The organism is Kordia sp. E (genome assembly GCF_056033805.1).
On sequence record NZ_JBRASR010000002.1, the window covers coordinates 723643 to 735898 of the forward strand.

Below are 12256 nucleotides of genomic sequence, written 5' to 3' on the forward strand. Positions count from 1 at the left end.
GCTCATAATTGTTAATAGTTCGAAATTAATTTATTGTGTTTCTTTTTTGAATTCGTTTTTAGTTATTTCCCTAAAACCAATTGTTAATATTTTATTTTAATTATTTGATTATCAAGTATTTAATTGACACCAAATACAATACTCAACAGCTGTTTTTTTTCATAAAAAAAGCCTGTATCTCGGTTGATACAGGCTTATATTTTTTATATAGCAAATCGTATCAACTCAGGAGGAGTTCATAATTATAATGACGATGACGATAATGCTGTTATTTATTTTGTTCATTGTTTTGTTTTTAAAACGTCATTCTGAACTTGATTCAGAATCACGTAAGCTAATTTTTGATTTTATCTTCTCAAAATACGAACTCATTTTTCATTATTCGAAAGACTATTCTCAATATATTTTTTGTCTATTTCGACTGCGCTCAATGTGACAAAAAACACTCGAATTGACGTTTTTCGAGAATTTCACTAAATAAAAAAGCCTTCCCGATTAAGGAAGGCTTTGTAAATTTTATAGTGAAATTATTTATAGCATTCCTTATCGTTGTGAGCGAATCACAATGACATTGATAGAAATGATATTTATAATTTGTTTGTTCATTTGTTATACCAAAGATTGAAAAAGTTTTTTTGGATTCCTAATTTTTGTTTGAGAAAGATGGTTTTTGTTTGTGTGTATGATTTGTTGCGTGCAAATATAATAAAGCTTGTAAAGCGCTTTTTTTGATAGTTAAAAACAGAATCGCATACGATACTAACTTTAGAAGTGCTTTGGTGAAAAATAATTAGAATTTATTTGTTTTTTACCTCAGTTCTTTGTTGTAAAACAGTTTTATTATTCCGTTATTTTTTCCGATTCATAAATTTAGTCAGCTTTTGTTTTATCAGCTTTGACTCTTCATAACTAACTCTCAATTTATTTAAAGGAAATGAAAATTGTTGATTTTGGTCAGTTACTTCGAGAGTGGATTTAATTCCATTGTAATTCAGAGATTCAATTCCGATAAAAACCCGTTCAATATATACTTTATTCCGCACGATTAGAGTTATTCTTTTTTCAGTCAAAATTAGAGTATCCAATTTTTTTCTTGTTAAAAAAAATATGGCAGAAAGAATAGAAACCCAATTACTTAAAATCGCTTCAAAAAAAGAATGTTCAGATTCCTTTTCCAATAGGATAATTCCAGATTCAGTTTTCAGAATATTGTTGATTTCTTTTTTCGTCATTTTGGGTTTCCACAATTGTTTACAACGGTTTGGCTATGCGCAGTGTCCCGTAGGGCATTGCGTATAGGTTTTGTTGTGCCTAGTTTTTTATTGTTTTAAATTCTTTCTTCTCAATTAGTTTGCCTTTAGAGTTGTACGTTTTTCGTATTCGCTTTTTTCTCTTATAAGTATTAATAAAATATTTAGTCAGATTTCCATTCTCGTCATAATATTCCCATTTTGTCCATCTGTCTAAATTGTCATAGAAGAATTTTATATATGAACCATCTCTTTGAAATTCAGAATTCCAAATAGGTTTTCCGTTTTTAAATTCTCCTTCAAATCTAATTTTTACATTTTTGAAGTAATCTACTTCATAATTCTCGCAAACGTTTTGGCAATTGTAATATTTTGGTTCAGTTTCATTTTTATATTCAAAGTCATCATTTAATTTTTCAGACACATACAATATCCTCGGAATATTTATAGTGTCATTTACAGTAGAAGAGTTTGTAAATACAATTATTTCCTCGAAACTCTTTTCTGTTTTTCCATTGTTAATTGTAACAAACAACTCATACTTTCCACTATTTGGAATCTTAACCTTTAAGTTATCAGAATAATAAGATTCCATTGTTTTTAAGTTCTGTAATTCAAATGAAATACTGTCTTTACTTATGGGCGATTCACATTGATTTTCAAAGTAGTATTCCACTTCTATTTCATTCTGTGAAATCAGTAAGTTTGAATAAAGTAATATGATTATTAATAAGTATTTCATCAAATTAGGCACAACGTTGTTGTGTATGATTAGTTGCGTGTTTAAGCAACTAATTTAGTAAACAAAAACGAACGCGAGAAAATTCCGAAGGAATTTTCCAAATAAGCACTTGCCAAAGCAATTAATTATACATGTTGTTGTGTGTAGTTTTTTTATTAATGAACTCTATCTTGCGCTACTACTTGGAATACATCTTCATATAATATCATTCCAGGTTTTTCAATTTTCAGTATTCTTACGCTAATGTCATTTTGTTCTAAAATTGCTTTTAAATCCCACATCTTATTAATAAATACAGAAGCCGAATCTTTGAACCAAGATATAGCATTAATTGACCAATTTGTCTCTGAATAAGGTGGGCAAGGAAGGTTCTTGTTAAAATATCCGAATATATCATTCACCATATTTTCTTGATAATCTAACAAAAGCCCTTCTTTTCTTAAATATTCTACTTCTGTGAATAATCCTGTTAATTCTCTTGGTGATTGAGAATCTGTACCAACTACAAATCTTAAAAACATTAGTTCTTTATTTTAGTCATATTCAGTTTTATGGAATTCCAATAATTTGTCTGTAAAAAGATTGATTTCTTTTTTCTCTTTTAGCTTAAAATCCGCAAACATAATCAGTCCAAAAACAACAAACACAATCGGCAAAATCCAATTTCCTCTAATCAGTGAAATTATTGAAATCAGAATTCCAAGTCCGAGTAAAACTTTCGCTAAAATATTCATTGGTGACTTAAAGTCAAATTTCAAATCGTAATTCCCTGTGTCATTTGCAATTCCGATTAGTCTGTGATTATTCGGGAAGCGATTCCGCATTAATTCAAACTTTTCAGTTCCGATATATCCATTATAGAATCCGTTCATAATTAACTTATTCAGAATCCTTAAATTTTTATCATTTTTGGTTATCGTTTGTCTCATTCCTCAAATTACACACAACGGTTAGTATATGAAAAGTAGGCGATTTCGAAGTGCAAAACTTTCGGTTAAGCACGATTTTTGAAACAAGACATAAGCCTTGAATTTATTACTATTTCGCCTATTTTTTATATACATTGTTACCACCTGTTATTTTTTTATTTCACATCTATTCTCAATCACATTTAATAGTCTGTCTTGGAAGTCAGATAGTATTATGTCACCCCAAAATTTACCATAAAAATTGATTGTTGAAGTCAGCTGATAGCTTGAAGAAAGCGTTAGTTCTACTTTTCCGCTTTTTAATTCAGTCAGTTCGTATGTTGCGTCAACAAAGTTGAAATAGTTACCATTCAAAACGTGTTGGTCAAATACTTTTTGTCGAACCGTTTCAGGGTCAATTTTTATGTCGAAAGAAACTATCTTGTTCTCTTCATATTTCGTGATTGTCTCGATAAATTTTAAACCACCTTCAAAATTCCCTGTTCTTTGTCCTCCAAGGTCTTTTTTGTCTACAGTTGCACTTATTGGTCGAGGGATACCAATTGAATTGAAAAACCCTGAATTATATTCTTTCGGGTCTATTGTCTGAACTTCAACAATGTTACTCCAAATTGTTTCAGGAGTTGCATCAATGATAACTTCACTTTTCACATTAAAAGTGTCAGAAGGGCTTTTTATGTATTCTTCGATTGGAGCAAATAGAAAAGGTAACAAAACCAAGGTCAGAAGTTTTCCTTTACTTTTTTGTCTGTTAATCTGAAATATCCTATAAATCAATGCTCCAACTGTTCCTAAAATAAAAAATGGTGCTGCAAGAACTAACAAACAAATGAAGTCTTCAATACCAAATAAGAACATTGTCAGAAAGAAAGTCACAATTGTCAGCCAAGGAATAAAAATTATATTTCTGTATGATTTGAGCTTATCATTGTCGGCAAACATTAAGGGAATAATTCCCAAAATGGTCGGAATACTAAACAAGTATGTCACAGAAGCCAAAGTTGCCTTTTGTCCGAATACCAACCTTGTCACAAGTCCGTATGCAATGCCGAGTACAATCCCGATAATTAAAAGTCCATATTTCTGTTTAAGTTTCGTCATTCTCTAATAGGTGGTAACGTTAAATGTAAAATGCGTTTTAATGCATTTTTACATATTGTTATGTGTTTTTTTATTCTGTTATAGAGTTATAGTACTTATTTTCCAATTCTATTACTTTTTCGATATTGTCTCCAAAAATATTTTCAGTTAACATACATTCAAAAGAATCTTCTTTCCAAAGTCCTCCACCAGCTAAGATGAGTTTGTCAATCAAATTTAAAAGGTCATTTTCAGTATTAACTGAGAAAGGAGCACTAGCAAGTACATATCTTTCAGATTCAATATTTTTCACCAATTTTAATAGGTTGTTTTCATATCCTTTAAACACAATCCCTTCATTTTGAATACTTTCTAATAATTGAGCAAATTCATTCCCAATACTATGCCTGATATTAATAAAAACAGTTAAAGGCCAATGATTTTCGTTAAGTTCAAAAATAACTGCTGATACTTTTTTAACTTTCGGGTTTCTACGGGTAACTCTTGAAGCACCAATCACTTCCCAAGATTCTTCAATAGATAAAGATGTATTTAATAATTCTTCTTCTTTTTTAAAATCTAGAAAGTCATTAATATCCTCATAATCGTTTTCAATGACAGGAGTTTTAAAAGGTATTTTCATTAATGGATAACAAAAAATCCCAGAACTTTCTTGATTTATGTTTCTATGATTCGGCTTAAGAGAAAGTCCATCTCTCAAAACCATTTCCTTAGAATCCGCATCTATAAAGTGTATGAATTTCATTTTTCTCGAATTACACATAACGTGATTGTATAAGATTAGTTGCGTGGTTTAAGCACTTAAGTTAGCAAATAAAACACAAATAGAAAGTCCGCGAGGACTTTCGTAAGTAGACTAGAACTAGCAATTAATTTTATACGTTGTTGTGGGTAGTTGTTATTTAATTAAATATTCCTTTTATTTTATTCCAAAATGATTTTTTCGGTTTAATGTTTTGAAAAAAATGTTCATTAAATTGAACATCTTCTCCCATTTCTTCTGTCATTTTTTTAGCTAATGAATTTGGATCAAATGTATCTTTTTGGTTTAAAAAATCTGAAACTATTTTTTTTGATTCATCATTGGTTAATTCCAATTCTGACGTTTTAATTCCAATTTCTTTAAGTAATTTGATATAGCCAAAATTACCAACATTGACAGACCAATTTTTCCATCTTTTTTTTAATTCCGATTTTAATCCTGTAATAGATTGATTAATCCAAAGCGTTCTGTTGTCGTTGTCAATTATAAAAAAACTAAAAAAATCATCACTATTTTCCTTTTTTAATTCCCTTTCTTTCATTGACATTAGTTTGTCAATTATAGAATCTCCAATTAATGAAATACTTTCCTCTTGTCCGCCATTAATATATCTAACAAAATACTTTCCATTTTTAATAAGAATAATTAAACAAGAAAAATACTCATCGTCTTCTGGGAAATCAGTTAAACTTTCTAATGAACCAAATTCTAAATCTATCTTTTGGCTTGAAGTGTATTCTATTTGCATCTGTTGCTCTATATCATACATTTCATTTTCCACAAATTGAATTTCCCAATTTCCCCAAATTTCTCGTAATTGTTTAAGATATTCTTCCCGAACAGAAGTTTCAAATAACATTTCAGTTTCCCAAAAAGTGAGCTTTTTTTGAGGAAAATCAACTAAAACACAGGCTTCAATCCAAGGCTCATCAAGTAGTTTTTCTTCTTTATCGAATTCCTGAATTAGTTTTATGAATTCCTTTTGTCCTAAAGCTAAATCTTGAGCTACATTTATTGCTCTCCAATGAGTGTAATAAATATTAAATTCATTGTCTTTTTTTAGTATGTAATTTGCTCGATTTCCCATTGGTTTTAATTACCCACAACGTGTGTATAATGAACATATGTTCATTATATCGCATATGTTTTTCACAAATCTAACCGATTTTAAATTACTATGAAAGTAAGTAACTACATTAACAAGCGTTAACCAGGTCAAAACTATCATCTAAATACTTTCCAAACAATATAAAATTCTTAACAAAAAAAAGAATCCAACAAGCATAATTTTCACATTAAACTAAAGTTATTTTATAAAATTATACACGTGGCAAATCACTATCATCTTTTAACGGAAGGTTTGATCTCCCCATTAAAAATGTATCTACATGATGTGCCGCTTGGCGACCTTCTGAGATTGCCCAAACAATTAACGATTGTCCTCTACGCATGTCGCCAGCCGTAAAAATTCCTGATTGATTTGTAGCATAGTTTTTCGTTGTTGCTTTGATATTGCTTCTGAAATCCATTTCGAGTTCAAACGCTTCTGCCAAGGTTTTTTCTGCACCTGTAAAACCTAATGCAAGTAATACTAAATCGCATTCCCAATGTTTTTCTGTGTTCGGAATTTCTTTGAGTTGTGGTCGTTCTCCTTTTTTGAAAATCCATTCCACTTCTACCGTCTTTAAACCTGTTAGGTTTCCGTTTTTATCTTTTATGAATTCTTTTGTAGAAACACTAAAAAAGCGTTCTACACCTTCTTGGTGCGAGGAAGTTTCTTTGAGTTTCATAGGCCAATACGGCCATGGTTGATGCGCAGGACGACCAACAGTTGGTTTGCTCAATATTTCAAAGTTTGTGACTGAAGTTGCACCATGACGATTACTAGTTCCGATACAATCTGAACCTGTATCACCACCACCAATAACGATTACTTTTTTGTCTTTCGCCGAAATGATTTGATCAAAATTCACCAAACCATCTACATATTGATTGTTTTGTTTTAAGAAATCCATTGCTTGGTGTACACCTTTCGCATCTGCACTATCAATAGGAATTGTTCTCCTGATAGTTGCGCCTCCACAAAGTAATATGGCGTCAAAGTCTTCTTTTAGTTGACTTGCTTCAACATTTACACCAACATGCGCATTTGTTTTGAAATTGATTCCTTCTTCTTCTAAAACTTGTACACGTCTGTCAATGATTTGTTTTTCCATTTTAAAATCTGGAATTCCATAGCGTAATAAACCACCAACTTTTCCATCACGTTCAAAAACAGTTACAGTATGACCTGCACGATTGAGTTGTTGTGCCGCCGCCAAACCAGCTGGACCAGAACCTATAATTGCAACCGTTTTTTCAATGCGTACTTTTGGTGGTTTTGCAACAATCCATCCTTCCGCGAAAGCGGTTTCTACAATGTTTTTTTCAATGTTTTCAATACTTACTGGATCTTCATTGATTCCTAATACACAAGCTTCTTCGCACGGAGCAGGACATAAACGACCTGTGAATTCTGGAAAGTTATTGGTGGAATGTAAAATTTCTGCCGCTTCTTTCCACTTTCCTTTGTAGACTTTGTCATTAAAATCTGGAATTAAGTTCCCGAGCGGACAACCACTATGGCAGAATGGAATTCCGCAATCCATACAACGCGCACCTTGATCTTGAAGTTTCTCAGTTTCAAGCGCTATTGTAAATTCTTTATAATTTTTGATACGTTCAGCTGGAACTTGATATGCTTCATCTTGACGTTTGTGTTCTAAAAATCCTGTTATCTTTCCCATGTCTTAAGCTGTTTCAAGTTGTTCTTTTTCTAATCGCACTAATGCTTTTCTATATTCTTCTGGCAACACTTTTATAAATTTTGGAAGATACATTCCCCAGTTTTCTAAGATTCGTTTTCCTAATGGACTTGAAGTCGTTTGGTAGTGATTTTCAATTAACTGTTTTAATTCAATTTCATCTTCTTTTAAGGTAATTTCCCCAATATTTAAACCTTCCGAATTACAATTTTTAAAAAATGTATTTTCCATAACTAAAACATAAGCAATTCCACCACTCATACCTGCGCCAAAATTACGTCCAACATCTCCGAGAATTACGGCAACTCCTCCAGTCATGTATTCACATCCGTGATCTCCAATTCCTTCCACAACCGCTTTTGCGCCTGAGTTTCGCACACAGAAACGTTCGCCTGCTTTTCCATTGATATATACTTCTCCAGAAGTTGCTCCATATAAGGTTACATTTCCTGTAATGATGTTATCTTCAGGAATAATCGTTGATGCTTCAGGCACTTTGATAATTAGTTTTGCGCCAGATAATCCTTTCCCTAAATAATCGTTGGTATTTCCATGAACCGTCATGCTGATTCCTTTGGTAGCAAATGCACCAAAACTTTGTCCGGCAGAACCATCAAAGTCTATATTGATTGTATCTTCTGGCAATCCTTCTGCACCATATATTTTGGAGATTTCATTACTTACAATCGCGCCAACAGCTCTGTCAATGTTTGTGATTTTTAGTTTTAAATCTGTTTTTTGCCTTCTGAATAATGCTTGATGTGCTTGCTTGATGATTTTGAAATCTAAATGTGTTTCTAAATTATGATCTTGCTTTTCAGTATTATACAGTTTTACATCATCTGCAACTTCTACTTTGTGTAGAATTGGCGTTAAGTCTATTCCAGCTATTTTGTAATGCTCAATAGCTTTGTTTCTGTTGAGTTTTTGTACTTGCCCAACCATTTCATTGACCGTTTTAAACCCAAGTTTTGCCATGATTTCTCGTAGCTCTTGCGCCACGAAATACATGTAATTCACCACATGTTCTGGTTTCCCTTTGAATTTTTTACGTAATTCTGGGTTTTGAGTTGCAATACCAACTGGACAAGTATTTAAGTGACAAACACGCATCATGATACAACCTGAAGCTACCAATGGAGCCGTTGCAAAACCAAATTCTTCCGCGCCAAGCAAACATGCAATGGCAACATCACGTCCTGTTTTTAATTGTCCATCACATTCTAAGACAATTCGATTACGTAAATCGTTCATGACTAAGGTTTGTTGCGCTTCTGCAATTCCTAATTCCCAAGGCAAGCCTGCATGTTTTTGTGAGGTTAGAGGTGTTGCTCCTGTTCCGCCATCAAAACCAGAAATTAGTACAACATCTGCTTTTGCTTTTGCAACTCCTGCTGCGACTGTTCCTACACCAATTTCAGATACTAGTTTTACATTGATTCGCGCTTCACGATTTGCAGATTTTACATCATATATAAGTTGCGATAAATCTTCAATGGAATAGATATCATGATGTGGCGGCGGCGATATTAATCCAACATATGGTGTTGAATTTCGTGTTTTTGCAATTTGCGGATTTACTTTTGGTCCAGGTAATTGTCCGCCTTCTCCTGGTTTTGCGCCTTGTGCTATTTTTATTTGAATTTCATTTGCACTTGTTAGATAGTTTGAAGTTACACCAAAACGTCCAGAAGCTACTTGTTTGATCGCTGAATTTTTCCAATCTCCTTGTGAGCTTTTATAGAAACGTTCTTGATCTTCTCCACCTTCACCAGAGTTTGATTTTCCTCCAATTCTGTTCATGGCTATTGCCAGATTTTCGTGTGCTTCTTTACTGATAGATCCGTATGACATTGCGCCCGTTTTGAAACGTTTTACAATTTCTGTCCAAGGTTCTACCTCATCTAATGGAATTGGGTCATATTGGTCAAATTCAAATAAACCTCTTATCGTCATTAAACTTTTAGACTGATTGTTTACTAATGCCGAATATTCTTTAAATGTTGATGCTTTGTTTGTTCTGACTGATTCTTGCAGTTTTGCCACCGTTAACGGATTGAACATGTGTTTTTCTTGTCCGCGTCTCCACCTGTATTCACCACCAATTTCAATATCTGCATTGACTTCATTTACTTGAAATGCTTTTTTGTGACGTTTTACAATTTCTTGTTCTATTTCGCGTAAGCCAATTCCTTGAATACGTGTTGGTGTGTTTGGAAAGTATTTTTTGACTGTTGTTGTATTGATTCCGATACATTCAAATAGTTGTGATCCACGATATGAGTTTAAGGTAGAGATTCCTATTTTGTTCATCACCTTCAAAATTCCTTTTCCAACTGCTTTGTTGTAGTTTTTGATAGCCGCTAAGTATTCTAACTCTGTAATATCACCATTTAGCACTTGCTTTTCTACAATTTCATTTACGATATACGGGTTTACAGCACTTGCTCCAAAACCAAATAGCAACGCAAAATGATGTACTTCTCTTGGTTCTGCCGATTCAATAATTAGGCTAATTTTTGAACGTTTTTTTAGTTTATGCAACGAATGATTTACATACGAACATGCTAATAATGCTGGAATTGGCGCATGTTTTTCATCTACATACCTATCTGATAAGATAATAATGTTAGCGCCATTATCAATTGCTTTTGATGCTTTTGACATTAGATTTTCTAACGCAACTTCGAGTTCATTTAAACCTCTATTTACTTCATATAACATAGATATAGATTCTACTTTGAAATTAGGATTCGTATCGTAGTTTCTAATTTTATCTAAATCATGTTTTGAGATTACTGGATTTTGAATTTTTAGCTTTTTACAATGTTCTGCATTGATGTCGAAAAGATTTACATCACTTCCTAAAGTAAGACTGATATCTGTGATTAATTCTTCTCGCACACCATCTAAAGGCGGATTTGTTACTTGTGCAAATAACTGTTTGAAGTAGTTATATATTAATTGAGGTTTTTCCGAAAGAATTGCAATTGGCGTATCACTTCCCATAGATCCGATTGGTTCTTTGGCTAATTGTGCCATTGGGCGAATAATTGTGTTTAAGTCTTCTTGCGTATATCCAAAAACAACTTCACGTTTTTTTAGTTCAATTTCATCATACTTTATTGGTCCTTTTTTGGCTGAAATATCTCGCAGATGCACTAAGTTTTCCGTAAGCCATTTTCTGTATGGATATTTTGAAGCAATTTCTTCTTTGAGTTCTTCGTCATTTACAATTCTACCTTCATTCATATTCACCAAAAACATTTTTCCAGGTTCTAAACGACCGTGAAATTCAACATTTTCAGGCTTGATATCTACAACTCCAGTTTCGGAAGACATTATTACGTTACCATTTTTAGTCACTGTGTAACGCGAAGGACGCAATCCGTTTCTATCTAAAACGGCTCCAATAAAATTACCATCTGTAAATGGAATTGAAGCTGGTCCGTCCCAAGGTTCCATCAAACAAGAGTTGTACTCATAAAATGCTTTTTTAGCATCAGACATGTTTGGATTTTTCTCCCAAGCTTCTGGCACTAACATCATCATTGCTTCTGGTAATGAACGACCTGTCATTAGTAATAATTCCACCACCATATCTAAGGTTGCGGAATCTGATTTCCCTCTTAAGATTGTTGGAATTATTTTCTTTATATCGTCACCAAACAATGGACTTTTCATTATTTCTTCACGCGAAAACATACGTGAAACGTTTCCTCGTAATGTATTTATTTCTCCATTATGACAGATATATCTGAATGGTTGTGCTAAATCCCACGTTGGAAATGTATTCGTTGAAAAACGCTGATGTACTAATGCTAAGCGTGTATCTAAAACTGAATCGAATAAATCGAGGTAGTATTCATTAATATGTTCTGGTTTTAGTAAACCTTTAAAAATGATAATTTTGGTTGATAGACTTGGTACATAAAAGAACTTTGATTCCGATAATTTAGAATCATATATAATATGTTCTGCTATTTTACGAGTCGCAAATAATTTTAGGTTAAAATCTTTATCTGATTGTTTTTTATCTGTTTTCCCTATAAATATTTGTTTTACAAAAGGCTCTGTCACTTTCGCAATTTCACCTAATATTTCACTATTTACTGGCACATCTCTCCAACCTAAAAGTTCAAGTCCTTGATTTTTGATTTCTTTTTCGAAGATATCAATACAAAACTCTCGTTGATTCTGCTTTCTTGGAAGAAATACATTACTGACTGCATATTCGCCAATACTTGGTAATTCAAAATCACAGAACTTTTCAAAAAAGGTATGTGGAATGTCAATTAAAATACCTGCGCCATCACCAGTTACACCATCAGAACTTACGGCACCGCGATGTTCTAGTTTCACTAAAATTTCAAGTGCTTTGTGAATGATATCATTAGATCGTTTTCCTGTTAGACTACATATAAATCCTGCGCCGCAATTATCGTGTTCAAATTCTGGTAAATAGAGTCCTTGTTTCTTTAGCATCATCAAATAATTTGAAGGTTTTTTTACACCTTATTTATGCTCTAATATAGAATCAAGAATCTTATAATAAAAAAAGGTGAAACACTTTTCTCAAATCGATAATTAAAGTCTTTCTAATTGAAAAATTAGCAATTTTAAGTACATATATTGCTAAAAACACAATTAAAATAATTACCTGATTA

The 12256-nt window shown here is 32.5% G+C and carries 9 protein-coding genes; all 9 read right to left on the reverse strand.

What is annotated here, in order from left to right; all coding sequences use genetic code 11:
• Positions 1-848: 848 nt before the first annotated feature.
• The 9 genes from ACUUYC_RS06210 to gltB all read right to left on the reverse strand — a co-directional run bounded on the left by ACUUYC_RS06210 (position 849) and on the right by gltB (position 12077).
• Entirely contained in the window at positions 849-1232 is a 384-nt protein-coding gene (locus ACUUYC_RS06210) for a hypothetical protein (protein ID WP_474264671.1), read from the reverse strand.
• 79 nt (positions 1233-1311) lie between these two features.
• Positions 1312-1992, reverse strand: a complete 681-nt coding sequence (locus ACUUYC_RS06215; protein ID WP_474264673.1) for a hypothetical protein — start codon at positions 1990-1992, stop codon at positions 1312-1314.
• Positions 1993-2147: 155 nt separating this feature from the next.
• Positions 2148-2513 (reverse strand): hypothetical protein, encoded by a 366-nt coding sequence (locus ACUUYC_RS06220; protein ID WP_474264675.1) that lies wholly within the window; start codon positions 2511-2513, stop codon positions 2148-2150.
• A gap of 12 nt (positions 2514-2525) precedes the next feature.
• Positions 2526-2864, reverse strand: coding sequence for a hypothetical protein (locus ACUUYC_RS06225; RefSeq protein WP_474264677.1), 339 nt, complete (start codon positions 2862-2864; stop codon positions 2526-2528).
• Between the two features lie 204 nt (positions 2865-3068).
• On the reverse strand, positions 3069-4022 hold the full coding sequence (locus ACUUYC_RS06230) for a hypothetical protein (protein WP_474264679.1): 954 nt from the start codon (positions 4020-4022) through the stop codon (positions 3069-3071).
• A 70-nt stretch (positions 4023-4092) separates the two neighbouring features.
• A complete protein-coding gene (locus tag ACUUYC_RS06235; protein WP_474264681.1) occupies positions 4093-4767 on the reverse strand; it encodes a hypothetical protein in 675 nt (224 codons plus the stop codon).
• Positions 4768-4924: 157 nt separating this feature from the next.
• Positions 4925-5872, reverse strand: a complete 948-nt coding sequence (locus tag ACUUYC_RS06240) for a hypothetical protein (protein WP_474264683.1) — start codon at positions 5870-5872, stop codon at positions 4925-4927.
• Positions 5873-6104: 232 nt separating this feature from the next.
• Positions 6105-7571 carry a glutamate synthase subunit beta gene (locus ACUUYC_RS06245; protein ID WP_474264685.1) on the reverse strand — a complete coding sequence of 489 codons (1467 nt, stop codon included), beginning with the start codon at positions 7569-7571 and terminating at the stop codon, positions 6105-6107.
• Between the two features lie 3 nt (positions 7572-7574).
• Complete coding sequence (gltB, locus tag ACUUYC_RS06250) at positions 7575-12077, reverse strand: glutamate synthase large subunit (protein ID WP_474264687.1); 4503 nt, start codon at positions 12075-12077, stop codon at positions 7575-7577.
• Positions 12078-12256: the final 179 nt, after the last annotated feature.

Coding starts and splice junctions, on each gene's coding strand:
- ACUUYC_RS06210 (WP_474264671.1), bottom strand. CDS start 1,232: ATGACGAAAAAAGAAATCAACAATATTCTGAAAACTGAATCTGGAATT.
- ACUUYC_RS06215 (WP_474264673.1), bottom strand. CDS start 1,992: ATGAAATACTTATTAATAATCATATTACTTTATTCAAACTTACTGATT.
- ACUUYC_RS06220 (WP_474264675.1), bottom strand. CDS start 2,513: ATGTTTTTAAGATTTGTAGTTGGTACAGATTCTCAATCACCAAGAGAA.
- ACUUYC_RS06225 (WP_474264677.1), bottom strand. CDS start 2,864: ATGAACGGATTCTATAATGGATATATCGGAACTGAAAAGTTTGAATTA.
- ACUUYC_RS06230 (WP_474264679.1), bottom strand. CDS start 4,022: ATGACGAAACTTAAACAGAAATATGGACTTTTAATTATCGGGATTGTA.
- ACUUYC_RS06235 (WP_474264681.1), bottom strand. CDS start 4,767: ATGAAATTCATACACTTTATAGATGCGGATTCTAAGGAAATGGTTTTG.
- ACUUYC_RS06240 (WP_474264683.1), bottom strand. CDS start 5,872: ATGGGAAATCGAGCAAATTACATACTAAAAAAAGACAATGAATTTAAT.
- ACUUYC_RS06245 (WP_474264685.1), bottom strand. CDS start 7,571: ATGGGAAAGATAACAGGATTTTTAGAACACAAACGTCAAGATGAAGCA.
- gltB (WP_474264687.1), bottom strand. CDS start 12,077: ATGATGCTAAAGAAACAAGGACTCTATTTACCAGAATTTGAACACGAT.